The following is a 25,567-nucleotide window of genomic DNA, read 5'->3' as shown; positions in this document are numbered from 1 at the left end:
TCAGCGCACGGTTTTCGAGGTCGCGACGGCGGTCTGGGTGAAGGCCCGGACCATGGCTGTTTCGCCGCTGCCGCGCCAGACGAGTCCGTAGGCGACCGGGGCTGTGTCGGTGAACGGGAGATACGTGATCGTGGGGCGGGCGTAGTAGTCGGCGCCCTGCGCCGCGCATACCGCGACACCGCGATCCGCCGCGACCAGCGTGAGCAGTTCCTGCCACGAAGTGGCGGCCTCGATCGGTCGGGTGCCGTCCGATGGCGACGGAATGAACGCGTCCAGGAAGTACTGCGGCAGACCAGCGATCGTGATGCTGGTTTCGCCCTTCAGATCCTCGACGCTCACCGCGTCGCGGTCGGCCAGCCGATGTCCGGCCGACACGGCGAGGACCCGCTGGTCGAAGAAGATCGCGGGCCCGGAGACGAGGTCCGGTTCGTCCACCGGGAATTCGATGAGAGCCAGATCGAGGTCGCCTGCGCGTAGCGGGCCGTAGCGATCCGACAACTGAACCTCACAGACCACCACCTCGCAGTCGGGGTGGTCGGTGCGAAACGCGTCCGCGATCCGCAGGATCGCCTCGCCGGCCAGGGGACTGGAGAACCCGACTACCAGGGTGCCGCCGATACCGCGTGCGGCGTCGGTGGCCCGCGCGAGCGATGCCACGATGCCGAGGTGATGCGGTTCCAGATCGGCGAACAGACGCCTGCCGATCGGTGTGAGCGAGACCCGGCGGCTGGTGCGGTCGAACAGCGGCGCGCCGATGCGGTGCTCGAGCGTTTTGATCAGCTGGCTCACCCGGCCACGCGACAGGTGCAGCCGCTCGGCGGTCCGCCCGAAATGCAACTCCTGCGCGAGAATCCGGAAAGCCTCGAGCTCCTGCCAGTCCATCTACCACCCTCCATGATCGGTTAGTCTGCCTAACCGACGCGTTAGAACTTTACCGTTGTTCCCGGCATCACCGCTGGTCGAAGCTTGATTCCTGCCACCCGTCCCAGGGTGGCCGCGTGTCGAGGAACGGATGAAAATGGTTCTGTTAGAAGCCGACAGCGACCGCATGAGCGGTCGGGTGTGGGGGATGTTGCTCGTCTTGTGCGCGGCGATCTTCCTCGAAGGCGTTGATGTGTCGATGATGGGTGTGGCGCTCCCCGCGATTCAGGCCGACCTGGGGATGACAACCGGCGAACTGCAATGGGTGGTGAGCGCCTATGTGCTCGGGTACGGCGGTTTCATGCTGATGGGCGGACGGGCCGCCGACCTGCTGGGCAGGCGCCGGATGTTCCTGTTCTGGCTGGCGATGTTCCTGGTCTTCTCCGGCCTCGGTGCCTTCGCCGCCGACGGCTGGGTGCTGATCCTGTCCCGGCTGGTGAAGGGCATCGCCGCGGCGTTCCTCACCCCGGCGGGCCTGTCCATCATCACCACCAGCTTTCCCGAGGGCCGGTTGCGCAACAAAGCGCTGCTCGTCTACGCCGGAACGGCCGCGGCCGGGTTCTCGCTCGGTCTGGTCGTCGGTGGTCTGCTGACCTCGATCGACTGGCGGTGGGTCTTCATCGCGCCGGTCTTCCTGACGGCCGCCGTGCTGGCCGCAGCTATCGTGCTGGTGCCGAAAGACGAACCGGCCGAACGTTCTTCGGGCGGTTTCGACGTGACCGGTGCGGTGAGCGTCACCGGCGCCGTGTTGCTGCTGGTCCTCGCGGTGGAGCGGTCGACCCATGTCAGCGCGGTGCAGACCATCGCCATGTTGGTGATCAGCGCGGCCTTGCTCACGGTGTTCGTCCTCGCCGAGCAGCGCTCGCGTTCGCCGCTGGTGCGGCTCGGCATTCTCGCGTCGGGCCCGCTGGTGCGCGCCAATCTCACCGCGATCCTGTTCTCCGGTTCGTTCTTCGCCTTCCAGTTCATCGCGGTGCTGTACCTGCAGCAGTTGCGTGGCTGGTCGCCGCTGCAGACCGGTTTGGCCCTGCTTGCCATCGGCATCGATGCCGTCCTCGCGCCGACGCTCACGCCGTGGCTGGTCAACCGCTTCGGCAATGTCCGGGTGATCTTCGGCGGCCTGCTCACCGCCCTGCTGGCCTACGCCCTGTTCCAGCCGATCGGTCTCGACTGGACCTACGTCGCCATGTTCCCCAGCATGATTCTGCTCGGCCTGGCCTTCGCACTGGTATACGGGCCGTTGACGATCGCCGCAACCGACGGTGTCGTCGAGGAGGAACAGGGCCTGGCCGGTGGGCTGCTCAACACCTCGTTCCAGTTCGGCGCGGGACTCGGCCTGGCGATCGTCACCGCGGTCAGCACCGCAGCGATCGGGGCGTCCACGGCGCCGAGCGCGATTCTGGACGGTTACCGGACGGCGTTGCTGGTGCCGGTGGTCGCCGCGGGTCTCGGTGCGCTGGTCATGGTCTTCGGTCTTCGCTCGCCGGTGCGGGTGACCGCATGACGATCACAGTGGACTCCTTCGCCGCGATCGAGGAGGAATTCAACGCCTACGTGGGCGCCATCGTCTCGGCGACCATGGTCACCGTCGACGCGAAGAACCGGCCACGGACGCGGGTGCTCATTCCCGTCTGGGAGGTGGTCGACGGGCAACCGCTCGGCTGGCTGGCTACCTTCAAGACCCGGGTCAAGGCGGCCCACATCGCGGGCAATCCGTACACCAGCTTTTCGTACTGGGAGCCGAGGAACAACTCCGTCGCGGTCGACGCGCACGCCGAATGGGTCGACGATGTGGACGTCAAAGCTCAGGTGTGGCGCCTGTATCGCAAGACGAGCCCACGCGGCGCCGGTTACAACCTCGGTGCCTTCTGGCACTCACCGAGTGATCCACGGTTGCATGTGCTGCGGTTGACGCCGTGGCGGGTGCAGGTCATTCGTGGCATGGATCTGCGTAGCAGGATCTGGAAGCCCGCTGCTACACAGTGAATTCGGCGATCCACCCCGGCGATCGTCGGGGTGGATCCGGGTTGTCAGCGACGGAGCAGGCCGGCGAGCCCTTCGAGAAGCAGATTCAAGCCGAAGGTGAAATCAGCTGTATCCGAATGCTTTCCGTCGATGACGAGCGAGGCCAGAGTGTGCATGTGTGGATGCGTTTCGGTGGGGATGAGCGGAAGGAATTCCTCTGCGGACGAAGCGTATTCGGAGGGATCGAGGGGGAAATTGATGGCTTGGAGCGTGAATCCGTAGATGTGGCTGTCGAGGGCGTTCCAGGCCCGGTCGGCTTGTTCGTAGGTGAAGCCCGCGGCGATCAGGCAGGCCAGGGTCGCTTCGACATAGCGCAGCATCGCGGGGCCGACATTCACCCGGGAGCCAAGCAGGCCGGTGGCCCATCGGTGCCGGAGCAGGACCTCGTGGGCCGAAATCGCGCGACGGCGTAGTTCTTCCTGCCAGTCACCACCCGCTTCGGGCACGTAGATCTCCTCGACCACCAGGTCGATGAGCCCGTCGAGGATGTCCTCCTTGTGGGCGACATGGTTGTACAGCGACATGGCTTCGACGCCGAGCGCCTTGGCGAGCTTGCGCATCGACAGCGCGTCGAGGCTCTCCGCATCGGCCAGGGCGATCGCCGCCCGCAGGATTCGTTCCCTGCTCAGCGGGGTACGTGGCGGCATGTTTTCCTCCTTGACCTACTTACGGCGTAAGCGTAGCGTCTGAGGTCAGCGACTTACGCTGTAAGTGCGAAGGAGGGGTCGCTCATGACCGATGTGGATACCGACCGGATGACGGCATGGGTGGCACCGCGCTACGGCGGTGGGGAAGTTCTGCGCACGGAAATCGTGCCTCGGCCGGAGCCTGGTGAGCGGGACGTGGTCGTCTGTGTGCATGCGGCATCGCTGTGCAGCGGCGACCTGCATTTACTCAGTGGCACGCCGTATTTGCTCCGTTTGGGCTTCGGGTTGCGCAGGCCGAAGAATCGAATGATCGGCCAGAATCTCGCCGGTGAGGTTGTTGCTGTCGGTGCCGAGGTCAGTGAATTCCAGGTCGGAGACCGGGTTTTCGGTGAAGTACCCAGCGGGGCGTTCGCCGAGTTCGTCCGCGCCGACGTGAAATGGTTCGCCCTCGTGCCCGATGGCCTGGACATGGAAACAGCCGCTGCCATGCCGGATTCGGGAATGACCGCCCTCCAGGGCTTACGAGACATCGGCAAGCTCGCGCCCGGGCACCGAGTGCTCGTCAACGGCGCATCGGGCGGGGTGGGAACCTTCGCGGTGCAGATAGCGAAAGCCCTCGGCGCCCACGTCACTGCCGTATGCAGCACCCGCCACCTCGACATGGTCCGCGAAATCGGCGCCGACACCGTCATCGACTACACCACAACCGATTTCGCTGCCCGCGGCGAAACCTACGACATCATCTTCGACCTGGCAGGCAACCGAAAACTCCGCGACCACCGCCGCGCCCTCACCCCCGAAGGAGTCTTCATCTCCTCCGCAGGCGCCCCCGGGGGCAACTGGTTCGGCCCTATCCGCTGGTTGGGCTCAGTCCTCCTCACCAACCTCTTCACCTCCCAAACCCTCAAACCACTCCTCATGCGCCCCGCGACTGCGGACCTGCAGTACCTTGCCGAACTAGCGACCACCGGATCCCTGCGCCCCGTGATTCAGCGCCACCTACCTCTGTCGGAGGCCGCGGCCGCGATCAGCCTTTTCGCCGAAGGGCACGCATCTGGGAAGACATTGCTGACCGCGTCGCCTGTCCGATGACCACGGTGTGTCCTCACCGTCGGTCGGCGCGCTGGTCTGAGCGTGTCGGCAGCTCATCTGCTATCAATCGTCGTAGTGACATACTCAGATGAGGTCGAGGAGGTGTGCTGATGGTCGATGTGTTCACCGATGCGCTGTTCACCCCGGCTGATGTGGCGCGCCAGCTGGTGATCCCGAGGAGCACCGTCTACTCGTGGCTCTCGAAGGACGTCGATGGCCACCCCCTGGTTCACCGGGTGCAGCCTGAACGACGTGGTCGAGCCAGCGTGCCGTTCATAGCGATGGTCGAGGCCTACGTGCTGCGGGCACTACGGACCGAATTGCGTTTCAGCACGCCTCGGATCCAGGCTGCGGTGGCGGCGCTGCGAGCAGAGTTCGACACCGAGTACGCCCTGGCGAGTAAGCGGATCGCCACCGACGGTATCGACCTTTTCGTCGAGTACATCGACGGCGAATTCGCCCGCGTGCACGATCGGCAGATACCGGTGCGCGAGTTCATCAGCGACTATCTGCGCTACATCGACTGGGGCGAGGCTGGGTACGCCACCCGCCTGCATCTACCGCGCTTTCCCGCGGCCGCGCCCGTGGTAATCGATCCACAGTTCAACTGGGGTAGCCCGGTTCTCGAACGGACAAAAGTCCCGGTCAGCGCGATCATCGACCTCTTCAAGGCCGGAGAGCCCATCAATGTCGTCGCGGGGGAATACGAGCTCGACGAACAAGAAGTCCAATCCATTGTCCGAGCCGAACTACCAGCAGCCGCTTGAATTCTTCCTGGATCGGGGACTCGGTAAAGGGGTTGCCGCAGGTCTGATCGAACTCGGGTGGCACATCCACCGGATCGTCGACCACTTCCCCAATGATGCTCAGGAGACGACGGACGAGACCTGGATCGAGTTCGGCCTGACTCGGGCCTGGGTTCCGCTCTGCAAGGACGGAAGAATCAAAGGTCGCGCGGTTGAGCGCGCCCCGCTCGAAAAGCACGCTGCGGTGATGTTCTACCTGGACAACCAGCAACTGACGATCAGCGCCATGATCGAGCGGGTGCACAGTGCTCGATCAGCCATCCATCATGCCGTCGAGCGCGGTGGCCCAGCGGCCTACGCCGTGACAGCGCAGGGCATCCGCCGGACCTGGCCATAAACCTGCCATGCCGGTGAGCGGGCCTAATCCGCGCGGAAGAGAGCGGCAAGGTCGACCGTGTGCGCCATCGCCGCGGCGCCCGCGTCGTTGAGGTGCATACCGTCGCCGCTGTCGAATTCGGGCAGGATGAAGTCGGGGCGCGCGGGGTCGGCCACCGCACTGTCCACATCGAAGACGGAGTCGAAAATGTCTGTCCGGCGCAGCCATTCGTTGACCGTGTGACGGGTGGGCTGTGTCTCCACGAGCGGCATGCCGGGATAGACGCAGCCGGCGTAGGGACCGATGGTCGCGACGTGGATGCGTAGGCCTGCGGCGTGTGCCCGGTTCGCGAGATCGGTGAAGCCGGCGATCAGTTCGTCGGCGGTCGCCGAGGGCTGCCCGCCCATCGCACCGAGAATCAGGTCGTTGATGCCGAAATTCACCAGGACGTCGGTGACCCCGGGTACCGCGATCGCATCGGAATCGAAACGCGCTATACCGGATTCGCCGACCTCGGTAGCGGTGAGTCGGTTGCCCGCGATGCCGTTGTTGACCACCCATCCATGAGTAAGTCGGTCGTTGAGTACATCAACGGAACGACGGTTGGCGCTCACTGTAGTGCCGACCCCTTCGAACCAGGAGTCGCCGAACGCCACCGCGATCGGCGGCGCGGTGGGGTCGAGAACGTCCACGCCGGTGACGAAGAACCGGAACGGGACTTCCTGCGCATCGGGGAGTTCCACATCAGCGGTCCGGTCGCCGGTGACGAGATAGGAGATCTCGCCCGGCTGATGGGCAAACGTCGCCAACCCCGTCGATTCAGGCAGGTACAGGCTGAGCAATAGGTCTTGGCCGGCGGCAACCGGCAGGTCGATCGGATCGCTCACGAGATCCGCACCCGGCTCGATGACCGCGCTCGGCTCACCACCGAAGCGAATCTCATGATCGGCATCGGAGTCGATCGCCGAGCCGGCCTTGCGCAACGCCACTCGAGCGGCGCCGATGCGCAGGGGCGTCGCGCCGTACCGGTTGGTCAGCCGCACCCTCACCGCCGTACCACCGCCGGCCATGTGGAGGACATGGCGCACAGTCTCGTCCGCGAACTCGCGTGATTCCGCGAGCTTGATCTGCTCATCGGGGCTGATGACACCGTTCCGGAACCCGGCGACCCAGTTGTTCTGCATGACCACTCCGATACTTGCTGCGCGGAATATTGCGTACGCATAGGTCTACTCGGAGATATTCCTCATGTCAACAATCCTCACGGCAAACATCGACTAGGGTGCTTCACATGTCCGAACTGTTCGACGACCCCCGGCTGACCATCTCCGGCCTGCTCTTCGAGGCACACAGCGGACTCATCGCAAAGCTCGAACCCACCTGGCACGCCCACGGCCTGTCCGGCCTCGACCTCAACGCCCTTCTCCGCCTGAGCCGATCCCCCAACCGCCGCCTACGCATGTCCGACTTGGCAGCCCAAACCGAACTCTCCACCAGCGGAGTCACCCGCCTGGTCGACCGCCTGACAAAATCCGACCTCGTCGAACGCCAACTAGACCCCACCGACCGCCGCATCGCCTACGCATCCCTCACCCCCACCGGCCTCCACCGCCTCGAAGAAGTCCTCCCCGACTACCTGTCAGCCCTCGACACCTGGCTCATCGACGTACTCACCCCCACTCAACTCGACGCCCTGACCACCACCCTCCGCATCCTCCGCGACGCAACCAACCCGTCAGCAACCGCCATCGGGGAGTGATATCTCGCCGGGCCTCCTGGCGCTGGCGCCGACCCAGCTCCCACACTGGATCGAGTCCGGCGCGGCTCACGCCTGCCGCAACACTGTGGTGATCGCTGATGGCGGTTATCAGGGCACCGAGCTGATCAGGTCGCACCGCCGCTCACCCGGTGTCGACCTCCGGAATGGAAACAACGCCCACAAACATGTCCCACCGCAAGGTCCGCGCCCGTATCGAACAGGCCTTCGCCCGTATGAAGACCTGCAAGATCCTGCGGTACTGCCGCTTACGCGGCGCCGGGGTCGCGGTCGCGATGGCCGGGGCAGCCACTCTGGCCAACCTCGCCCACTGAGCTCCGACCACCAGCCTCACCCGACCTCGCCAACCCAGACTTGCGGGCCAACCCTTAGAGCTCCTGACGGGTTCGGTCGGGTAGGGTGAGACATACTGTGGTACAGAGTGTTTTGCTGTGATGCCGCCGTGGATCGTGAATGATGAGTTGTGGGCGGTTATCGAACCGCTACTACTGGTGAAACCGGCAGGGACACCGGGCCTGGCTCAGCATGACCCGAGGCTGGTGTTCCAGGGGGTCCTGTTCGTGTGGTTCACCGGGATCGGGTGGGAAGACCTGCCCCACGAACTCGAGTTCGGGTCCGGGAGGACGTGTTGGCGCAGGTTCGGGACTGGCAAGCTGCCGGTGCCTTCGAGGCGATGCACCAATCGGTCTTGGACCACAGCAACGCCGCCGGGTTGATCGACTTCACCGGGTCATGATTGATGGCTCGCACGTGCAGGCGGAAAAGGGGCTCCGCGACCGGGCCTAGCCCGGTAGGCCGTGCCAAGACCGGTTCGAAGAATCACCTTCTGACCTGAAGAAAGGGTTTCCGCTCGTTGTCGAACTCTCTGCGGCCAATGTCAACGACCACCTGATGCTCTCGTCCTTGCTCGATCGGGTTCCCCTTGCGTGGACGGCCAGTGCCACCGCGCCGCCGGATCAAGACCCTCATCGGCAAAAAGGGCTAGGACCACCCCAGCGTGTGCACCGAGCTGCGGCGATTCGGCATCACCTGCTACGTTCCCCGCCGCGGAACAAGCGACAAGGTCACTACCGACCGCTGGATCATGGAGCAGACCTTCTCCCTACTTTACCCAGTACCGGCGCCTGGCCGTCCGATGGGAACGCCGCATCGACATCCACTACGGATTCCTGAATCTCGGTGCGGCACTGATCTGTTGGCGACGACTCAGCAACCGAACCCGATAGCGGCTCTTAGCCAAGCGGACCTGCGCCAGCCTCACGGAATATATTCGTGCATCCTATTGGCTGCCGCCGGCCAATTTGAAGACAGCCACGCGCGATCACGAATGGGGTGCATACGGAAGTTTCACTCCCGCAAGCTTCATCATCTCTTCGTATGACCTTTGCATTACCGAAAGGCTCCTCAGAAGCTCATGTGCGGCAGCGCGGGCTTCTTCCAAATCGCCTGCGTCGATAAGTTCCTCAAGTTCGCGAGCGTCGGAAACCAGGATGCTCAATGTATCACCCTGCATCAATAGCCCGGGAAATTTTCGACCACTCCATCTGATCAATGAGTAGTCACCCTGCGTTTCGAGCACTTCAGCGGTGTGTTCCATTATTCCTCAATTCGGGTAGAAGGTGATGTAGGGCTCGCCGTCGACGAGGCGACCGGTGAATATGTCTATTCGACGCCCGGCGCCAAGCTCGTGTGGGCCCTGTGGTAATGAACCTTGGATTCTGCTGCGGGTCCTCGAATTGATGTCGGATATCACGTAGTCCCAATCCGAGTACCCGTGTGACGTACCAGCTGCCCTGCTGCCTACTACGCTAATCTCGACGCCTCTCAAGTTTGCGGCATTCTGAATTCTTTGGGCCTCGCTTGCGGATATATTATCAATGTGGCCACCGTTGCCGTACGTCGGCTGGCGGTAGTCTGGATTGAGGCCTAGTGGATCCTGCCACATCGTCGGGTTGTGGGGGTAGGTGCTCGGATTTGCTGCAGGTGCAAGGCCGAGCGGATCGAGCGTGGTGAACCGTCCGACATGCGAATCGTACATTCGGAACCGGTTGTATTTGAGTCCTGATTCGTTATCGAAAAACTGCCCAGGAAAGCCGTGGGGCGGGACATCTTCACCGGCCCAACTGGTAACTCCCCACAGGCTGCGATACGCCACGGCTGTAGAATTCGCGGAGGACGCCTCGATCAATTGGTCGGGCGATCCTGTGGGGTCCGAGAGGGTTATTGAAATCCCTGATGAGGTCGCGCTTGTTGTGGGTTGTGATTTAGTTTGAGTCAATAATGTATATTCTTCTGGAATATACTGCCAACGTGTTATGGAGTCCTTGCCTGCTATCTGTTCAATTACTAAATCGTCATCATTCGTAAAGGTGACGTGAGCAAGTGTCGAGGCGCCATTATCTGCAAAGTTGCTTTTCGATATGCGGCGGGCTAAAGCGTCGTACTCGTATTGCCACCACTCTCGCTCCGGTGTGTAGACATCGGTGAGTTGGTCGAAGGCGTTGTAGCGGTAGTGCCAGACGGCCGGTTTGCGGGAGATTCGGGTGGTTACTTTGCGGATGAGGCGGCCGGCGGGGTCGTAGTAGTAGTGGTTGCGGCCGTCTCGGACGAGGAGGTTGTTGTGGTATTCGCGGCCTTCCATTCGCTGGGGGGCGGCTGGTTCGGCGGGGGTGGGGGAAGGGGTGGGGAGGCTGGCGGTGATGTTGGAGAGGGGGTCGTATTCGTAGGCTTCGGTGAGGGTGTTGTTGCGGGTGATGGTGTTGACCCGGCCGATGGGGTCGAGGGTGTAGGTGGCGTGGGTGGGAGGTGTGTCGGGGCGGGTGGTGGTGTGGTGGGTGAGGTAGCCGTCGGGGCGGTAGGTGTAGTCGTCGCGGCGGATGGTGAAGGGGGCGGGGCGGTTTGCGGTCGAAGGGCCGAAGTCGCCGAGGTCGAGGGTGAATTCTTCGGCGGGGAAGCCGGTGACTTGTTGGGTGGCGATGTTGCCGGTGGGTGTGAAGGTTCGGTCGATTTGGACTTCACCGACGCGCCAGCCGGTGAGGCGACCTGCGGGGTCGTGGTTGAACGAGATCTCGGTGTCGTCCGCGTGGAGGGCGGTGACCTGACCGAGGGTGTTGTGGCGCCAGGTGGTGACGGAGCCGGTGGGAGTGGTGCGGCGGATGCGGCGGCCGCGGTGGTCGTAGTCGTTGACCAGCGGTGGTTGGTCGTCGAGTTGTTGGGTGGCGACCTGACCGGTGGGGGTGTAAGTGAATCGCAGTGTGTGGGTGACGGTTTCGTCAGTGCCGTTGACGGCGGTGAGGACGCGACCCGCGGGGTCGTGGGTGTAGGAGAGGAATTCGCCGGTGTCGGCGGTGATAGACGTCAGATTGCCGAGGATGTCGTAGCGGTGGTGGCGGGTGACGCCGGTGGCGGGCGTGACCGTCGCGACGCGGCCGGTGATGGTGTGGGTGTATGTGGTGGTGGCGCCGGTGTAGTCGGTTTCGGCGATGAGCCTGCCCGCGAGGTCGTATTCGTAGGTCCAGCGTTGGCCGAGCGGGTTGATGACGGCGATGAGTTGGCGTTCGGTGTTGTAGAGGTAACGAGTGGTCGAGCCGTCGGGGTCGGTGCGGGTGGAGACTTTGTCGAAGCCGCCGTAGGTGTAGCGAGTGATGCCGCCGTTGCGGTCGGTGTGGGTGAGGAGATTGTTCTCGCCGTCGTAGGTCCAGGTTTCGGCGAAGCCGTCGGGGTCGATCCGCCGGGCGGGGCGACCCGAGGCGGTCCATTCGTAGTGGGTGGTCTGCCCCAACGGGTCGGTGACCCGGACGGGTCGGCCGAAGGTGTCGCGGCGGATTTCCGTGGTCGCGCCGTACGGGTCGGTGACGGTGATCGGCAAGCCTGCGGCGTCGACTTCTATCCGGGTGACAGCGCCGTCCGGATCGCGGACTTCGCTGACCGCACCACAGGGATGGTGGGCGTATTCGGTGCGTGCGCCTGCGGCATCGGTGACGGCGACGAGATTGCCCGCCTTGTCCCACTCTCGATGCACGGTTGTGCCGTCGGGCTGGGTTATGGCGGTGGGACGGTTGGCGTAGGCGTATTCGACGGTGATGTCGGTGCCGTCCGGGCGGACGATTCTGGCTACGTCGCCGTCGGCCGTGTACTCGTAGCGGGTGATCGCACCGTCGGGTTCGGTGACCTTCAGTGGTTTACGGGCGGTGTTGTAGTCGATATGACGGCGCCCGCCGTCGGCAGCGCGGAAGTCTCGCAGGCGTAGGTCGTTGTCGAATCCGTAGCCTGTGACGCCTCCACGTGAGTCGGTGAGCCGGGTGAGACGACCCGTGCCGTCACCGAGTTCGAGGTATTCGTAATCCGCGTTGAACACACCGTCGGCGCCGCGCTGGGTGATGACGCGGCCTGCGTCGTCGTAGATGTTGACGACCCAGCTGCCGTTGGAGTCCGTCCACGACAGCATGCGGTGGTGTTCGTCGTAGGTGTAGCGGATGGTTCCGCCGACTCCGTTGGTTTCCGCAGTCAGTTCACCGTTGTCATAGCCGAATTCGCGTACACGGGTGAACGTTTCGATCCCGTCGACTTCGCCCGCCACGGTGATCGAGTTGATGCGACCGTTGGCTGTATCCAGAAGTACTCGGTAGCCACCGGAGGAGGTGACCTCGGTCGGGTCTCCATTACTGTTGTAGTGGAATCTGACTCGGTTGTGGTGACGGTCGGTGATCGCGGAGATCGCGAAATTGCCGAGGAGCGTGTCGATGCCGCCGAGCACGGGCTCGGGAGCGAAATGCCACACCAGTTCCCGATCCGGATCCCACAACCGATAGCCACCGGCTTCGGTGCGAGTGAGTTTCCAGCGTTGACCACCGGTGATCGGTTCGACACCGACACCGACCTCGGCATGTGGATAGGGCAGCAACATGCCGTCTTCGAATACGACCGTGACGCAATCCTCTTCGACGACCACCCGCATGTCCAAGGTGGCCGACCAAGAAGGGCCGAACCAGCGGCCGAAGCGGTAGTTGGAATGGTGGGCGCGTTTCAACACCAACCGAAGGACGCCGGGCAGATCGAGGTCGGTAAGTGGAAGGAGGAATTCGCCGGTCGCGGGGTTGACCGGGTCTCCGACCTTGGGCGTTTGTTCGTCGGTACTGTTGCTGGCCGGTCCGTCCTCTTGCGCGGTGTTACCCGCGCTGGGCTCACCGGCACCGCCATTGTCCTGGTCTGAACGAACTCTCGGATCGGTGTTGTTGTTCTGCTGGTCTGTTGTGTCGCTGTGACTACCCGGGTCTGTGTCTCCGGAGGAGTCGCCGTCGGGGTGACCGGGGCGGTTGGCCTCCGGTGCCCTGTCACCGTCCTGGTCGGTCGCGTCGCCGTTGGTGGGGGTGGAATCGCCGTCCGGTGACGCGGCGGGCGCGGATTCGGGGTCCGGCGCCGAACCCTCGGAATCGGGAGTTGGTTTTCCCGAAAGGGATTCGTCGGTGGTGTTTGTGTTCGGTGCCCCGTTTTCGGAGGAATCGTTGTCCGGTGACGCCGAGGCCGGGGATTCCGGCTTCCCGCTCTCGGGACCATTGTTGTCGGGTGTGGAATCGCCGGTGAGGGTCGACGGGTTGTCAGCGGGGTTCACCACAGCAGGCTCGCCCGATTGCCCGTCGGGGTTGGTGGGGGCCGGGTCGCCCGCTTGCGCGGCTGGGTTGGTCGGTGGCGCGTCAGGAGACGTGCTCGCCGGGTTCGCGGCGGGAGCTTCGGGCGTGGCGGGCGGGTTGGCTGCCGGTGGATCGCCGACAGTGGCCGCGGGGTTCGTTGCCGGTGCGGAGGGATTGTCCGGGGGATCGGCGACCGACTGGGCAGGCGCGGACGGCGCCTCGGGCGCGTTTCGTCCGCCTGCACCGGCGGCGTTGTCGAGGACGCTGCGGGCGGTGTTGCCCGCATCCGCCACATCGGTGACCCGGTTCACGGTGCTGGCAGTCAGCTTCGCGGCGCCGCCTGCGCCACCCGTCGCGAGGGTCGTCAGGGCATCACCGGTGAGGGCTCCCAACGCCTCGGTCGGATTTGCCTTGAACCCGGCGAGCATTGCCGAGGCAGTCGCTTTCGGGTCTGCGGCCGCGAGGATCATCCCCGTGCTCATGTCCGACATCTTCGACATGTACTCGGCGGGGTGCGTCGCGTTGTACAGATCCAACGGATTGATCGACCGCACGAATTGCACCAGGCCGGTCAGCGAGGTCAGCAGTCCGGTCGTGATATTTGCCTGAGCGTGCTCCATCATCGCGCCGAGGTCTTCGAAATTGCTTCCCCAACGAGACAGGAAAGGCGGCTCTTCCGGCGCGGTCTCCGTGGCGGCGGTAATTGCCGTGACGGCCGTGTTCGCCGCATTATCCCGTTGTGTACGAGCACCGTTGAGAATGGAACGTGCCTCGTCGCGCATCGCGGTCCACGTATCGGTCAGGCTTTTACCCTCGCGGTCGTCGTCGGACTTGGCGTTCCACTCGTTTTTCCGATCGCGTTCCTCGTTGTCGGCGGCTTGCCATTTCGCGATCGCCTCGGCGGCCTTGGTTTGCGCGGCCTCGACCTCGTGCACCCAGGCATCCAGGGCGCCCTTGGCCTTGCCCATCGCATCTGCGCCGTCCCACCACAGCTTCGGCTGCTTGGCGAATTCCTCGTGGAATGCCGTGGATGCGTCACCGGTCCAGTCGGAGACATCGATCTTTCGGAGAGCGTCACCGGTTTGGTCTATCGCCGTACCGATCTGACCGAGTTGTTCGGCAACCTCTCGGATCTTGGCCGGCTCACCGCGGATCAGCTCTTTCGGATCGGTGGTTTCGCCGAGCTCCTTCTCCGGCACCGCGCCACCGGTGGCGTCGACGATCTTGTCGCCCGCGTCGTCGAGCCACTCCGACAACCCGTCCGCACCAACAGCTTTCGCCGCGCCCGACCACGTGTCCAACGCAGAGTTGTAGGCCTGACCGACCTTTTCGGTCGCGGACTCGAGACCCTCTTCGATGGAGTCACCGAGATCATTGATGAAATCGCCGATACCCATAGCTACTGCCCCCCGGCGGATTGCTTTGCTTGCTGAATTTCTGCGACCTTGGCCGCGACACCGGTATCCGGCAGGAACATGCTGCCCAAACCGCTCTGATCAGGCGTGTCACCGGACACCAGGTACTCGCCCACCTGCCCCAACGTCGAGACGTTGTCACCCATATGCGAGAACGCTGTGCCGAAAGAATCCGCGCTGTAGTCGGCTTGGGTGGCGAGATTCCAGGTGTTGTTCGACAACACCTCGCCCCAGTCCATCGCCTCGATCTCCGCTTTGCTCAGATGCGGATTCCCCGCGAGGTGGGTGAACATCTGCTTGAACGAAGTAGAGACCTGGTCGTCGATCAGGTGGTAACGACCTGCGGACAAGTCGAGAATTTCGGCGATCGCGTTACCCGACTGCACCAACGCCCGTACACCCCACGACCAGCGTTCGGCGAACGTTTCGAAGGAGGCTTGCACATTCGCCTTACCTGCCTCCATCGCCGACATCGTCAGCTCCGCGAACCCGCGCCCGGTCGCAGCGGTCTCCTCGATACCGAACTCTTTGAGCTCGCTGACGATGGTGTTGATCCCGTTCGCGGCCTGGGTGAGCAGGGCCGGATCGACATTCAGGTCCGACATCAGCGGCGCTCACCAGCAGCCGATGGTTCCTCCGTCACGACCGGCGGGAATACCATCGGCGCCGCACCCGACATGTCGACTGCCACACCGGTCGGCTCCTGCTGCCCCTCGGCGAACTCACGCAAACGTCGACCGAGGAAGGTGTGGAACCGGTACTCCTGATCCGCGACCACACCGCGGGCACTCATGAACCGCGCGTACTCCGGCAGACCCGTGAATGCGCACAACCACGCAACCCCGCCGGACTCCATCGTGAAGACCCGGTCTTCAGGGCCGACCAGGGGCACCAGCAGCGTCGACGCGTCGAACGCCGCCGTCAGTGCGTTCGGCACGCCGAACCCGGCATAGAACGCGGCGATCTCCGAACGCAGGCGCGCTGAATCGACCTCGACCATCGTCATGTCCGCTCCCCGATCTCCCCTCGGACAAATCAGGCACCCACGGTAGCGAACGAACGGCGCCACCTCCACCGTGCCGTCAGTCACCGGCGTCACCCCCACCCAACTCGACGGCCTGGTCACCGCCCTCCGCATCCTCCGCGACGCAACCAACCCGTCAGCGACCGCACAACAGAGCCTGCTGGCCTATCCTGGATGTGAGGACCTGGGAGGGACGATGACCAGCAAACCTGCCGAAGAATCCGATCCGCGAGCACGGTGGCGCCATCTGCCTGCTGAGCCCGATCGGCTGATCGAGGAAACCGCCACCGACACCAAGGCGACCGACCACGGGTTTCCTGTCGTCGACGTCACCGAGGATTTCGTCCGCAAGTACGGGCTCTGAACCGGAACCTCAGTCTGCGAGTTCGCCTGTGGTGCGCCAGGATTGGCGTTCGGCGTCGAACGCCTCGGCCTGGGTGGACCGGAATGTCGCGATCGAGTCGGCGTTGTCGGCCAGAAAGCGCCGGTAGTCGGCGAGGCGGAATTCTCCGTCCTGCGCGGTGATCGCCACCTTCCCCGCAGCGAAGTCGGCGCGCAGGTCGAGCAACTCGTCCGCTTCCACGGGGTGCCAGCGAATGCGGTCGAAATACCGGAGCAGCCATGGTGTTTCGGCTTCCTCCGCGAACCGGTCGACGCCGGGTCCGGCCGTGCCGGACGGTCTTGCCCGGTGGTTCCAGACCTGGGTGGTCCGGCCGACGAACTGGTAGCCGCCGGGGCCCTCCATGCCGTAGATGCACAGGTAGGCGCCGCCGATGCCGACGGCGTTTTCGGGGGTCCAGGTGCGGGCGGGGTTGTATTTGGTGGTGACCAGGCGGTGGCGGGGGTCGGTGGGGGTGGCGACGGGGGCGCCGAGGTAGACGTCGCCCAGGCCGAGCACCAGGTATTCGGCGTCGAAGACGGTGCGGTACACGTCGTCGACGGAGGTGAGTCCGTTCATGCGGCGGATGAACTCGATGTTCCACGGGCACCAGGGGGCGTCGGCGCGGACGCCGTGCATGTAGCGGGTGATCGCTTCGCGGGTGGCCGGGTCGTCCCAGGAGAGTGGGAGGTGGACGGTGCGGCTAGGGACGACGAGTTGATCCGAATTCGGCAGTTGCGCTTCGGCTTCGGTGATCAGGTCGAGGAGCGTCGGGATGGGAAGCAGGGCTGGGTCGACGCGGATCTGCAGCGAGCGGATGCCGGGGGTGAGTTCGAGGACGCCGCGGGCGCCGAGGGCGATGAGGTGCTGGTGCAGGGCGTGTACGCGGGCCCGTAGGCCGAGATCGAGGGTGAGGGTGCCGTATTCGACGAGGACGCCGTCGTCGCCTTGGCGGCGGTAGGTCACGCTGGTTTCGTCGTCGGCTTCGGTGCGGAGCAGGATGCCGTCGTCGCCGTCGCGTCCCGCCGAGACGACCGTGCCTATGGATGCGCGCCGCTGCGTACCCAAAGCTCCTGCGGGAGCGGCATGCTCGGAGCGGATCGCCACGAAACGAACGGTGTCGCCCGGTGTGAGCTGGCCGAGTTTCCATCGGTCGGCGGCAACCACGGTCACCGGGCAGACGAAACCGCCGAGACTCGGTCCGTCGGGGCCGAGGAGGATGGGGGTGTCACCGGTGAAGTCGAGCGCACCGATCGAGTAGGCGTTGTCGTGGATGTTCGACGGGTGCAGTCCCGCTTCGCCGCCGTCGGTGCGCGCCCACTCCGGTTTCGGGCCGATCAGGCGTACACCGGTGCGGTCGGAGTTGAAGTGCACCTCGTAGTCGGTGCCGAGAATGGTGTCGAAGTCCTTGCGGGTGAAGAACTCCGGTGCGCCGTGCGGTCCTTCGGTGACGGCCAGTTCCCAGCGCTTGCCGAAGGCGGGGATGTCGGTCATGGGGACGGCGGCGGCCAGGCGGGTTCTCGGCTCGCCCAGCTCGAGCGTGTCGTCGGCGCGCAGGGCAGCACCGGTGCCGCCACCGAACTTGCCGAGGGTGAACGTCGCGGCACTGCCGAGGAACTGCTCGACCTGGATACCACCGGACACCAGCACGTAGGTCCGCATCCCGGGCCCACGGATCGCCCCGATATCGAGCACCCCACCGGCAGGCACCTCGACCGTGCGCCATTGCTCGACCGGACGACCGTCGACCCGCACCTCGGCGACCGCTCCGGTGACACACACCCACGTCGCCGCACCGAACCGCAACGCGGGCCCGCCGAGTGTGCATTCCAGCCCTGCCGCCCCCTCGGCGTTGCCGAGCACTCGGTTACCGAGCCGGAACGAGAGGTCGTCCATCGGCCCAGAGGGCGGAACCCCGATGTGCCAGTAGCCGATTCGCCCGGGCCAGTCCTGCACGGTGGTCTGCATTCCTGGCCGGACGACCTGGATCCGTCGCTGGACGGACGGCTCCCGGTCTGCGGTGTCGGTGTCCGACGCGGGCGCCGACTTCGAGACCTGGACGGCATCGGCACCCGTGGTCGGAAAGATGGCTTCGGTCGGGGCCGCGGTGACACTGGAATCTGTGAGGGTGCGGCTCATCGGGTCACCACCATTCGGACGGGAGTGGGATCGAATCCGTTGCACGGATTGTTGATCTGGGGGCAGTTGGAGACCAGGACGAGGGTGTCGATCTCCGCGCGCAAGGTCACCTTCTTACCCGGCGCCGACAGTCCGTCGACGATGCCGAGCGTGCCGTCCGCCTCCACTGGCACATTCATGAACCAGTTGATGTTGGACACCAGATCCCGCTTGCCGAGGCCCCATTCGAGAGCGGCCGTGAGGAAGTTCTCCACGCAGGCGTGCTGGTGGCGGGTGTGGTGGCCGTAGCGGAGGGTGTTGGATTCCTGGGAACAGGCGCCCGCGATGGTGTCGTGGTTACCGACCTCGTCGGCGACCACGGTCATCAGCGCGGTGCCGCGTTCGGTGCGCAGCACACTGCCGGTGGTGAGGAAGATATTGCGCTGGGCGGCGATGGTTGCCTGGGCGCTGTAGCGGTCGGTGTGGTCGGCAGCCGAGTACAGCAGGCAGTCGACAGCCTGGTTGCCGTGCAGGTCGATGATCTCGAGTTGCTCGCCGGCCCGGACGATCGCCGACCACGGCGCCCGCGCCGGAACAGTCTCGTCCAGGACGACGGTGCGGGTGGACGTTGTCATGCCGGAACCTCCGTGTGCTGTGCGGCCGCCCACGCGGCCTCGGTGTTCTCCACGGCCCGTCGGTACTCGGGGTCGTCGTTCGGTGAGTCGAAAGTCTCTGCGGCCCAGGCGATCAGATCGAGGTCGCCGGTAGGGCGATCGTCGAGCGGGTGGGCCGCATTGGCGACCAGCAGGGTCACCGGAAGATGCACGAACAGGTCGATCGCCCCGCCCGCCGGACCGTTGCCGGTCGCCGCGAGGGCACCGTCGGCCCCTACGCGCACCCCACGGAACAAGGCGATCGACGGCCCGACATCGCGCGGCTCGAGCCCCTGCTTGGCCGCGGCCAGGTGCAGCTGGTGGCGGGCTTCGCCGGTCGGACCGCACAGGGTGTCGTGGTGCCCGGAGGTATCGGTGAGCACGGTGGCCAGCACGCGCCCCTGATCCGACAACAGTGGATGACCGGCGCTCAGATACGCCTGCCACGGGACCTTCACGGTGTCGGCGACATTCAAGCGCTCCCAAGGTGATTCGGCGCGCAGCAGGAACAGATGCGCACACGTTGCCCCGGAGGGGTCGGACAAGCGAACCCTGGTCCCGCGGCCGAGGACGACATTCGCATAGCCGCCGGACGGAATACGCAGCGCCAGAGTCGGTTCGACGCCCGGCGGTATCTCCGGGCGGGCAATCGTGGCAGCCGCAGCCTGGGCCCGCGCGTGGGCTCGCGCGCCATCGGTGGATCCGGTCGCTATCGCGATTTCCTCGGTAAGGGCGGGAGTGGGCGCGGTGTCCTGGCCCCGCGCGGCGTCTGCGGATGGGGTAACCGTCATCAGGATCCTCCGTACATGCAGGCCGAGAGTTCTCGGCAAAACGGTTGATGGACTGGGTGATTCGTCGGCCTCTGCACCGCAGCGACCGGGTTGCGGCGGCAACCAGGCAGTGCTGAGGTGCTGGTCGGTTGATCACCACGCTCTGGTGGCGTCGGCTTCTCGGGCGATGCCGCCACCAGAGCGCGGTGATCTTGATCCACGCGCTCAGGCGGGAGCTGGTGCGACCGCCGGTTCGACCGCCTCGGATTTGGTGACCACGACCCGGTACACCACCGCGCCGACGGCGAGAATCACGCCGACCGACAGCGGTCCCGCCCACAACTGCCACCAGCTACCACCGGCGGGCGTGTACACCTCGGGTCGCGGCCAGGCCAGGTTGATCACCATCGCGATGCCCCACACCACCGCCAGCGCGTTGACCGGAACGCCCCAGCGGCCGAGGGTGAACAACGTCGTGTCCTCGGGCGCGGGCAGACCCTTGATCCGCCGCACCAGCAGCGGCACCGTGACCAGCAGATACGCCAGGTACAGGCTCACGATGCACACACTGGCCAGCGTGGCGAAGATGGCCGGGTTGCCCAGGTTCAGCACCAGCAGCCCGATGCCGAGCGCGCCGATCACCACGGCGGGCCACACGGGCGTACCGAACCTCGGATGCACGGTGGAAAGGGCCTTGGCGAAGGGCAGCTTGCCGTCACGTGCCATCGAGAACATCAACCGCGAACCGGCCGTCTGAATCGCGAGCGTGCACACGACCACCGCCACCGCCACACAGCCGAGCAGCACCGACCCGGCGGGACTGTCGAGCTTGGCCATGATGACGTAAGCCAATCCGCCGGAGGCCAATTCGCCGTCGGTGAGGCTCGGTGCCGCCATCAGCGCGCCAAGCAGCATGAGCCCACCGCCGAGCGCCGACACCGACAGCGCGAGCAGAATCGTGCGCGGGGCGACCCGGCGCGGATTCTTCGTCTCCTCGGAAAGCTCACCGGCGGAATCGAATCCGACCATCACGTACGCCGCCATCAGGCCCGAGATCAGGAACGCCGCCCAGAACGGACCGGGCGCGGCCTGATCGGTCTGCAACACCACGGCCGGACCGCGTTCGGAACCCGAGAAGAACAGCCCGATGATGGCGAGCACACCGACGATCTCGATGGTGACCCCGATCGAGTTGATCCGCGCCATCAGATCGATCCCGATCACATTGATCGTGGTGGTGACCACCAGCAGCACGCTGCCCAGCAGCACCGCGTTCATCGCGCCGTCGCGTGAAGTGAGCGCGGTGTCGGAGCCGATGATCTGGAAGCCGCTCCAGATCGTGGGCAGCACCACCTGCAGGGCGATGGCGGCGGCCGCCGCGGTGACCACCTGGGCGATCACCATCATCCAGCCGGCGAACCAGCCGACGAGGCCACCGGCCAACCGGCGCGACCACTGATAGATGCAGCCCGAGATCGGATACCGCGCGGCGAGCTCGGCGAAGTTCAGGGCGACGAGGAACTGCCCGGCGAAAACCAGCGGCCACGTCCAGAAGAACGCGGCACCGCCGAACGAATAGCCGAAACCGAAGAACTGGAAGATGGTGGTGAGGATGGAGACGAACGAGAAGCCCGCCGCGAAGGACGCGTAGCGCCCGAGCTTGCGGTGCAGGACGGGTTCGTAGCCGAACTGGGCGAGGTCGGCGCCGTCGCGCGCGGCGTCGGGCGGGGCTGGGGTGGCGAGCGTCGTGGCCATATCGGAGTCCTTCGGCGGTGCGGCCAATATCTATCAGTCGATAGTTTTGCGCTCGCGATCGCTCGAACGGTGTCGTGCGTGTATCGACTCCGAGGCGTGCCGTAACTTCTGTGTTGCCTACGTTTCTGTCGAATGACAGAAATTGAACGGTTCCGCATCGCACCTGGTGAGGTGCCCATTGCGGGAGTGGTGACGCACCGGTGACACAATCGACGCCGTGGCAAACCTCGGACCCGGGCGTCCCCGGCTGGAACAGCGCCGTCGGCGCGGGACGACGCCGCGCGCGGAAATCCTCGACGCCGCGGCGGAGCTGTTCACCACCAAGGGGTATGCCAACACCTCCACCCGCGCGGTCGCCGACGCGGTCGGCATCCGGCAGGCCTCGCTGTATCACCACTTCGCGGCCAAGGACGACATCCTCGACGCGCTGCTCGCCGAAACCGTCGCGGGCCCGGTGGAATTGGCGCACAAGCTACACGCCGAGCCCGAGGACGCCACGACCAAGCTCTACGCGCTCGCCCTGTTCGACGTGCGCCAACTGCGCGGCGCGCGCTGGAATCTCGGCGCCCTGTACCTGCTGCCGGAACTGCGCACCGAACGTTTCGTCGCCTTCCGTCGCCGCCGCGACGAACTGCGTGAACACTACGAGCGTCTCGCCGCCGAATCATGTACTGCGGCAGGGCAATCCGACGATGCGCGGATTCTGCCGTTCCGGTTGGTCGAGACGGTGATCGCGATCAGGTCCGACGAAGGGTCCGCGGGAGAGGAGGCCGAGCGCGTCATCCCGGATGCGATCGTGCGCATCGTCGGTCATCACGGGGCGATGGATACGGTGCGAGCGGCCGCCGACGCAGTGCTCGACCGTCTGTCGGACTGAGTGACCGGCGCGGCGCGAGGCCGCGCCGGAAACCCCTCAGCCCTTGATGAACGCGAGGATGTCGCTGATCAGCTCCTGCTGGTAGGAACCGAAGATGCCGTGCGGCGCACCGGGGTACACCTTCAGCGTGCCGTCCTTGACCAGCTCGATCGACTTGTGCGCCGAGTTCGCGATGGGCACGATCTGATCGTCGTCGCCGTGCGCGATGAGGATCGGTACCTCGAGGGCCCGCAGGTCCTCGGTGAAATCGGTCGCCGAGAACGCGGCGACACACTCGTAGGCGGCCTGGATGCCCGCGAGCATGCCCTGCCGCCAGAAGTCGTCCATGGCGCCCTTGGACACGGCGGCACCCTCGCGGTTGAAGCCGAAGAACGACGGGGCCAGCTCCTGGTAGAAGTTGGACCGGTCGGCCAGCACCCCGGCGCGGATGTTGTCGAACACCGACATGGGCAGACCGTCGGGGTAGGCCTCGGTGGCCACCATGATCGGCGGCACCGCGCCGATGGTGACGACCTTGGCGACCCGGTCCCGGCCGTGGCGCGCCGCGTAGCGCACAGCCTCGCCGCCACCGGTCGAATGCCCGACGACGATCACGTCGCGCAGATCGAGCGATTCGACGAGTTCGGCGAGGTCACGCGCGTAGGTGTCCATGTCGTTGCCCTGCCACGGCTGCGCGGAGCGGCCGTGTCCACGGCGGTCATGCGCGATGACGCGAAAGCCCGCGTCGGCGAAGGTCTTCCGCTCGAGCGCCCAGGCGTCGGAGCTCAGCGGCCAGCCGTGGCTGAAGACGATGGGCTGCCCGGTGCCCCAGTCGGAGAAGTAGATCTCGGTGCCGTCGGATGTCGTGAAGTAGGGCATGGCGATCCTGTCGAACGAGGTGGATGGATAGGTTGCTCATAGTTGTCGAGCGCGGGTGGGCTGTCGCCTACCCGAACGGCCGCGAATCCCGCTATTTCGGACGAACAGTAGATTTGTGGCTATGTCTGCAGCCCCGGATCGCCCACGCCACAACACATCTACTGGGACACGGCGTATCGGGTTTCTCCTGTTCGACGAGGTGAAGGCGCTCGACTACGTAGGCCCGGCCGAGGTGTTCGTCGAGGCCAATCAGTTCGCCGATGCCTACGAGATCGTTCTGCTCTCACCCACCGGCGCGCCCGTGCAGACCTCGGTCGGCGGGGGAGTTGCTGTGGACGCGGCGGCCGCCGATGTGCTCGCGCTCGACACGCTGGTCGTGCCGGGCAGCGAGGTGCGCCCGGCCCAGTTCGTCCGGCCGGAACTACTCGACGCGGCACGTGTCCTCGCCGCGCGGAGCAGGCGGGTGGTGTCGATCTGCAGCGGTGCCTTCGTGCTCGCCGAACTCGGGCTGCTGGACGGGCGCGGCGCGACAACGCACTGGAAGTTCGCCCCCGAGCTGGCCCGCCGGTATCCGCGCGTGGAGGTGCTGGCGGATCGGATCTTCGTCCGCGAGGCCGATATCGCGACGTCAGCCGGTGTCGCCGCGGGCATCGACCTCGCGCTGGCGCTGGTCGCCGAGGACCTTGGCAGCGCCGTGGCCCGTCGGGTCGCCCAGGGTCTGCTGGTCTACCTCCAGCGATCCGGCGGGCAGGCACAGTTCTCGACACCGTTGCGCGCGGTGGCGCTACCGCCGGGCCCGGTGCGCGCGGTGACGGACCTGATCGCCGAGGACCCGTCACGACGGCACAGCGTGCAGGAACTCGCCCGCCACGTGAACGTGAGCCCACGCCACCTCACCCGGCTCTTCACCGAGGAGGTCGGGCTCAGCCCGGCCGAATACGCGGCGAACATGCGCTTCGATCTGGCCCGCGCCCAGCTCGAGGCGGGCAGCTCGGTGCGACGGGCCGCCGCCGACGCGGGCTTCACCAGCCCCGAGGCGCTGCGGCGCACCTTCATCGCACGGCTCGGTGTGTCGCCGTCGGATTACCGGCGGCGGTTCACCTCGGGGCTCAGCGCCTGAGTCAGCGGGAGGTCGGCGGCGCGATTTGCCAGTGCTCGTTGAGGGCGGCGGCGATCTCGGGCAGCACGGTGATCGGAATCCGCTTGGCGCGCAACATTTCCCGGATCTCGTTCACCTGTTCCCGCTTGCGCATGTCGTAGGCGCCCGAGACCGGGCCCATGACCGGTGGGATCGAGAGCAGCACGAGTTCGTCGCCGTTCTCGGTGAGGTCCAGGGCCAGTGCCCAGCGGCCGCGTTCGTCGAGGGTGAACCGCCCGGCCACCACCCGGTCCCACGGCACCGTGGCCGACCGGAACGGGGTCCGCACGTAGATGCCGTGCTCGGTGAGCTCGACGACATCGCGGACGAACAGCGCGACACCCGCCGCCACGCCGCCGACGGCGCCGACCAGCAGGCCGGTCACCACCCGGTTGGCGCCGAACATCGCCACCATCAGCCCGGCGATCCCGATGGTGACCAGCAGCCCGATCAGGCAGTAGAACAGGCTCCTGCTCGCGGGCACGACCCCGGCACGCACGTCGGCCATGCGGACCTCCCTCTCACGATTCGTGGCCAACCCTAGCGCCGGTCACGCGATCGGGCTCACGACCCGAGGGATACCGCCGCTTCGGAGGTCTCGACCAGGAAGGTGAAGGTTTCCTGGAAGTACAGCTGGACCGTCTCGGCGTCGTGGCTGAGGTAACCGATCGACAGGTCCTGACCGATAGCCAGTTCGAAGTCGCCGCCGCGGGTGGTGAGGGCGAAACCACCGGTGATGGCCGGTGCCCAGATGATCTCGCCGTCGATGAGGCGCTCGATGTGGGTGCGGATCGGGTGGCCGTGGTCGGAGGTTTCGCTGACCTTGGTGTAGAGGTCGGCGCTGAGCAGTACCGAGTAGGGGCCCTGGACACCGGCCAGGCGCAGCCCGGTGAGGGCACGCGAGATGGCGTCGGGGATGTCGACCACATTGCTCGGCAGCGTGATCGGGGTGCAGGACGCGGCGGCGCGGATGCCGGTGATGCCCGCGGCGGCGTAACCCTCGAAGATCGCGCGGTCTTCGGCGAAGGCGATCTTCTGGGCGGCGTCTTTGAGGTTGTCGAGGTCGGCGTCGGGGGCGCCGCGTTCGATGTCGTCGAGTTCGGAGCGCTGCAACGTGAAGGGCACCCGGAGTTCCACGAGCGGTTGCACCACGCGCTGGTGTGCCTGCACACCGTCGTCGGGGGAGTCGATCGGGGTGAGCCTGCCGCGGTTGAGCGCCGAGTAACCGACGCCGTGCGGGCCGGAGACGTCGACGACCCGGCGTCCGGCGATATTGCGCTTGAACGTGCGGGTGGCCTCCTCCTCGATCTCGGCCCAGGCCTCGTCGGTGATCGGCGCGAGTTCGCGATGCAGGTTGTTCATTCGG

General features: G+C 65.6%; 25 protein-coding genes. 11 read left to right on the top strand and 14 right to left on the bottom strand.

The genetic code is table 11. The features are described 5' to 3' along the window. Positions 1-882, bottom strand: coding sequence for a LysR family transcriptional regulator (locus NCO8_RS20575; RefSeq protein ID WP_067641814.1), 882 nt, complete (start codon positions 880-882; stop codon positions 1-3). 136 nt (positions 883-1,018) lie between these two features. On the opposite strand from NCO8_RS20575, the gene NCO8_RS20570 reads away from it, so the two are divergent. Both NCO8_RS20570 and NCO8_RS20565 read left to right on the top strand, forming a co-directional pair. Beyond that, complete coding sequence (locus tag NCO8_RS20570) at positions 1,019-2,425, top strand: MFS transporter (RefSeq protein WP_245655443.1); 1,407 nt, start codon at positions 1,019-1,021, stop codon at positions 2,423-2,425. Continuing rightward, positions 2,422-2,907: a pyridoxamine 5'-phosphate oxidase family protein gene (locus NCO8_RS20565; RefSeq protein WP_067641812.1), complete on the top strand. Its 486-nt coding sequence runs from the start codon at positions 2,422-2,424 to the stop codon at positions 2,905-2,907. Before NCO8_RS20570 ends, NCO8_RS20565 begins: the two co-directional genes overlap by 4 nt. Positions 2,908-2,951: 44 nt before the next feature. Here NCO8_RS20565 and NCO8_RS20560 read toward each other — a convergent pair whose 3' ends face one another. After that, the gene (locus NCO8_RS20560) at positions 2,952-3,593 is read right to left on the bottom strand and encodes a TetR/AcrR family transcriptional regulator C-terminal domain-containing protein (RefSeq protein WP_084457339.1); all 642 of its coding nucleotides are present in this window, start codon (positions 3,591-3,593) and stop codon (positions 2,952-2,954) included. 84 nt (positions 3,594-3,677) lie between these two features. Between NCO8_RS20560 and NCO8_RS20555 the strand changes: the two genes are divergently transcribed. The 3 genes from NCO8_RS20555 to NCO8_RS20545 all read left to right on the top strand — a co-directional run bounded on the left by NCO8_RS20555 (position 3,678) and on the right by NCO8_RS20545 (position 5,828). Continuing rightward, entirely contained in the window at positions 3,678-4,685 is a 1,008-nt protein-coding gene (locus tag NCO8_RS20555) for an NAD(P)-dependent alcohol dehydrogenase (RefSeq protein ID WP_245655442.1), read from the top strand. A 110-nt stretch (positions 4,686-4,795) separates the two neighbouring features. Continuing rightward, positions 4,796-5,452: a DUF433 domain-containing protein gene (locus tag NCO8_RS20550; RefSeq protein WP_245655441.1), complete on the top strand. Its 657-nt coding sequence runs from the start codon at positions 4,796-4,798 to the stop codon at positions 5,450-5,452. Then, a complete protein-coding gene (locus NCO8_RS20545; protein WP_067641811.1) occupies positions 5,421-5,828 on the top strand; it encodes a PIN-like domain-containing protein in 408 nt (135 codons plus the stop codon). The genes NCO8_RS20550 and NCO8_RS20545 overlap by 32 nt, the downstream gene beginning before the upstream one ends. A gap of 23 nt (positions 5,829-5,851) precedes the next feature. Here the strand turns inward: NCO8_RS20545 and NCO8_RS20540 are convergent, their stop codons facing one another. Next, entirely contained in the window at positions 5,852-6,991 is a 1,140-nt protein-coding gene (locus tag NCO8_RS20540) for a GDSL-type esterase/lipase family protein (RefSeq protein ID WP_067642086.1), read from the bottom strand. A gap of 107 nt (positions 6,992-7,098) precedes the next feature. On the opposite strand from NCO8_RS20540, the gene NCO8_RS20535 reads away from it, so the two are divergent. The 3 genes from NCO8_RS20535 to NCO8_RS32910 all read left to right on the top strand — a co-directional run bounded on the left by NCO8_RS20535 (position 7,099) and on the right by NCO8_RS32910 (position 8,300). After that, positions 7,099-7,566, top strand: a complete 468-nt coding sequence (locus NCO8_RS20535) for a MarR family winged helix-turn-helix transcriptional regulator (RefSeq protein ID WP_067641810.1) — start codon at positions 7,099-7,101, stop codon at positions 7,564-7,566. A 185-nt stretch (positions 7,567-7,751) separates the two neighbouring features. Further along, entirely contained in the window at positions 7,752-7,898 is a 147-nt protein-coding gene (locus NCO8_RS31470; RefSeq protein ID WP_157105019.1) for a hypothetical protein, read from the top strand. Positions 7,899-8,018: 120 nt separating this feature from the next. Further along, positions 8,019-8,300, top strand: coding sequence for a transposase (locus NCO8_RS32910; RefSeq protein WP_084457338.1), 282 nt, complete (start codon positions 8,019-8,021; stop codon positions 8,298-8,300). A 605-nt stretch (positions 8,301-8,905) separates the two neighbouring features. Here NCO8_RS32910 and NCO8_RS31465 read toward each other — a convergent pair. The 4 genes from NCO8_RS31465 to NCO8_RS20520 are packed head-to-tail and all read right to left on the bottom strand — an operon-like array spanning position 8,906 to position 15,635. Continuing rightward, positions 8,906-9,181, bottom strand: a complete 276-nt coding sequence (locus NCO8_RS31465) for a DUF6959 family protein (protein ID WP_157105018.1) — start codon at positions 9,179-9,181, stop codon at positions 8,906-8,908. A gap of 6 nt (positions 9,182-9,187) precedes the next feature. After that, positions 9,188-14,611, bottom strand: coding sequence for a putative T7SS-secreted protein (locus NCO8_RS20530; protein WP_067641809.1), 5,424 nt, complete (start codon positions 14,609-14,611; stop codon positions 9,188-9,190). A 2-nt stretch (positions 14,612-14,613) separates the two neighbouring features. Beyond that, the gene (locus tag NCO8_RS20525; RefSeq protein WP_084457337.1) at positions 14,614-15,234 is read right to left on the bottom strand and encodes a hypothetical protein; all 621 of its coding nucleotides are present in this window, start codon (positions 15,232-15,234) and stop codon (positions 14,614-14,616) included. Beyond that, the gene (locus tag NCO8_RS20520; RefSeq protein WP_245655440.1) at positions 15,234-15,635 is read right to left on the bottom strand and encodes a hypothetical protein; all 402 of its coding nucleotides are present in this window, start codon (positions 15,633-15,635) and stop codon (positions 15,234-15,236) included. Before NCO8_RS20520 ends, NCO8_RS20525 begins: the two co-directional genes overlap by 1 nt. Before the next feature lie 70 nt (positions 15,636-15,705). On the opposite strand from NCO8_RS20520, the gene NCO8_RS20515 reads away from it, so the two are divergent. Then, a complete protein-coding gene (locus NCO8_RS20515) occupies positions 15,706-16,017 on the top strand; it encodes a hypothetical protein (RefSeq protein WP_067641808.1) in 312 nt (103 codons plus the stop codon). 9 nt (positions 16,018-16,026) lie between these two features. Here NCO8_RS20515 and NCO8_RS20510 read toward each other — a convergent pair whose 3' ends face one another. The 4 genes from NCO8_RS20510 to NCO8_RS20495 form a co-directional block, all read right to left on the bottom strand. Then, positions 16,027-18,171 (bottom strand): 5-oxoprolinase/urea amidolyase family protein, encoded by a 2,145-nt coding sequence (locus tag NCO8_RS20510; protein WP_084457336.1) that lies wholly within the window; start codon positions 18,169-18,171, stop codon positions 16,027-16,029. Continuing rightward, positions 18,168-18,785 (bottom strand): urea amidolyase associated protein UAAP2, encoded by a 618-nt coding sequence (locus tag NCO8_RS20505; RefSeq protein WP_067485316.1) that lies wholly within the window; start codon positions 18,783-18,785, stop codon positions 18,168-18,170. The genes NCO8_RS20510 and NCO8_RS20505 overlap by 4 nt, the downstream gene beginning before the upstream one ends. Continuing rightward, positions 18,782-19,516, bottom strand: coding sequence for a DUF1989 domain-containing protein (locus NCO8_RS20500; RefSeq protein ID WP_067642083.1), 735 nt, complete (start codon positions 19,514-19,516; stop codon positions 18,782-18,784). The genes NCO8_RS20505 and NCO8_RS20500 overlap by 4 nt, the downstream gene beginning before the upstream one ends. A gap of 282 nt (positions 19,517-19,798) precedes the next feature. Continuing rightward, the gene (locus NCO8_RS20495; RefSeq protein ID WP_067641807.1) at positions 19,799-21,328 is read right to left on the bottom strand and encodes an amino acid permease; all 1,530 of its coding nucleotides are present in this window, start codon (positions 21,326-21,328) and stop codon (positions 19,799-19,801) included. Positions 21,329-21,545: 217 nt separating this feature from the next. On the opposite strand from NCO8_RS20495, the gene NCO8_RS20490 reads away from it, so the two are divergent. After that, complete coding sequence (locus NCO8_RS20490; protein ID WP_067641806.1) at positions 21,546-22,205, top strand: TetR/AcrR family transcriptional regulator; 660 nt, start codon at positions 21,546-21,548, stop codon at positions 22,203-22,205. Between the two features lie 36 nt (positions 22,206-22,241). Here the strand turns inward: NCO8_RS20490 and NCO8_RS20485 are convergent, their stop codons facing one another. Then, positions 22,242-23,063: an alpha/beta fold hydrolase gene (locus NCO8_RS20485; protein ID WP_067641805.1), complete on the bottom strand. Its 822-nt coding sequence runs from the start codon at positions 23,061-23,063 to the stop codon at positions 22,242-22,244. A 121-nt stretch (positions 23,064-23,184) separates the two neighbouring features. On the opposite strand from NCO8_RS20485, the gene NCO8_RS20480 reads away from it, so the two are divergent. Next, positions 23,185-24,183, top strand: coding sequence for a GlxA family transcriptional regulator (locus NCO8_RS20480; protein ID WP_067641804.1), 999 nt, complete (start codon positions 23,185-23,187; stop codon positions 24,181-24,183). 1 nt (position 24,184) lies between these two features. Here NCO8_RS20480 and NCO8_RS20475 read toward each other — a convergent pair whose 3' ends face one another. Both NCO8_RS20475 and NCO8_RS20470 read right to left on the bottom strand, forming a co-directional pair. Further along, complete coding sequence (locus NCO8_RS20475; RefSeq protein ID WP_067641803.1) at positions 24,185-24,709, bottom strand: PH domain-containing protein; 525 nt, start codon at positions 24,707-24,709, stop codon at positions 24,185-24,187. Positions 24,710-24,765: 56 nt separating this feature from the next. Continuing rightward, positions 24,766-25,563 (bottom strand): family 1 encapsulin nanocompartment shell protein, encoded by a 798-nt coding sequence (locus NCO8_RS20470; RefSeq protein ID WP_067641802.1) that lies wholly within the window; start codon positions 25,561-25,563, stop codon positions 24,766-24,768. Between the last annotated feature and the right edge of the window lie 4 nt (positions 25,564-25,567).

The organism is Nocardia coubleae NBRC 108252 (assembly GCF_001612805.1).
Lineage (GTDB): Bacteria > Actinomycetota > Actinomycetes > Mycobacteriales > Mycobacteriaceae > Nocardia > Nocardia coubleae.
Note: the sequence above shows the minus strand (reverse complement) of the source record. Positions and strands in the feature narration are given on the sequence as shown.

Excerpts from the sequence above, each read along its gene's own strand:
- NCO8_RS20575 (WP_067641814.1), bottom strand. The coding sequence starts at position 882 with ATGGACTGGCAGGAGCTCGAGGCTTTCCGGATTCTCGCGCAGGAGTTG.
- NCO8_RS20570 (WP_245655443.1), top strand. The coding sequence starts at position 1,019 with ATGGTTCTGTTAGAAGCCGACAGCGACCGCATGAGCGGTCGGGTGTGG.
- NCO8_RS20565 (WP_067641812.1), top strand. The coding sequence starts at position 2,422 with ATGACGATCACAGTGGACTCCTTCGCCGCGATCGAGGAGGAATTCAAC.
- NCO8_RS20560 (WP_084457339.1), bottom strand. The coding sequence starts at position 3,593 with ATGCCGCCACGTACCCCGCTGAGCAGGGAACGAATCCTGCGGGCGGCG.
- NCO8_RS20555 (WP_245655442.1), top strand. The coding sequence starts at position 3,678 with ATGACCGATGTGGATACCGACCGGATGACGGCATGGGTGGCACCGCGC.
- NCO8_RS20550 (WP_245655441.1), top strand. The coding sequence starts at position 4,796 with ATGGTCGATGTGTTCACCGATGCGCTGTTCACCCCGGCTGATGTGGCG.
- NCO8_RS20540 (WP_067642086.1), bottom strand. The coding sequence starts at position 6,991 with ATGCAGAACAACTGGGTCGCCGGGTTCCGGAACGGTGTCATCAGCCCC.
- NCO8_RS20535 (WP_067641810.1), top strand. The coding sequence starts at position 7,099 with ATGTCCGAACTGTTCGACGACCCCCGGCTGACCATCTCCGGCCTGCTC.
- NCO8_RS31470 (WP_157105019.1), top strand. The coding sequence starts at position 7,752 with ATGTCCCACCGCAAGGTCCGCGCCCGTATCGAACAGGCCTTCGCCCGT.
- NCO8_RS32910 (WP_084457338.1), top strand. The coding sequence starts at position 8,019 with ATGCCGCCGTGGATCGTGAATGATGAGTTGTGGGCGGTTATCGAACCG.
- NCO8_RS31465 (WP_157105018.1), bottom strand. The coding sequence starts at position 9,181 with ATGGAACACACCGCTGAAGTGCTCGAAACGCAGGGTGACTACTCATTG.
- NCO8_RS20530 (WP_067641809.1), bottom strand. The coding sequence starts at position 14,611 with ATGGGTATCGGCGATTTCATCAATGATCTCGGTGACTCCATCGAAGAG.
- NCO8_RS20525 (WP_084457337.1), bottom strand. The coding sequence starts at position 15,234 with ATGTCGGACCTGAATGTCGATCCGGCCCTGCTCACCCAGGCCGCGAAC.
- NCO8_RS20520 (WP_245655440.1), bottom strand. The coding sequence starts at position 15,635 with ATGACGATGGTCGAGGTCGATTCAGCGCGCCTGCGTTCGGAGATCGCC.
- NCO8_RS20510 (WP_084457336.1), bottom strand. The coding sequence starts at position 18,171 with ATGAGCCGCACCCTCACAGATTCCAGTGTCACCGCGGCCCCGACCGAA.
- NCO8_RS20505 (WP_067485316.1), bottom strand. The coding sequence starts at position 18,785 with ATGACAACGTCCACCCGCACCGTCGTCCTGGACGAGACTGTTCCGGCG.
- NCO8_RS20495 (WP_067641807.1), bottom strand. The coding sequence starts at position 21,328 with ATGGCCACGACGCTCGCCACCCCAGCCCCGCCCGACGCCGCGCGCGAC.
- NCO8_RS20485 (WP_067641805.1), bottom strand. The coding sequence starts at position 23,063 with ATGCCCTACTTCACGACATCCGACGGCACCGAGATCTACTTCTCCGAC.
- NCO8_RS20480 (WP_067641804.1), top strand. The coding sequence starts at position 23,185 with ATGTCTGCAGCCCCGGATCGCCCACGCCACAACACATCTACTGGGACA.
- NCO8_RS20475 (WP_067641803.1), bottom strand. The coding sequence starts at position 24,709 with ATGGCCGACGTGCGTGCCGGGGTCGTGCCCGCGAGCAGGAGCCTGTTC.
- NCO8_RS20470 (WP_067641802.1), bottom strand. The coding sequence starts at position 25,563 with ATGAACAACCTGCATCGCGAACTCGCGCCGATCACCGACGAGGCCTGG.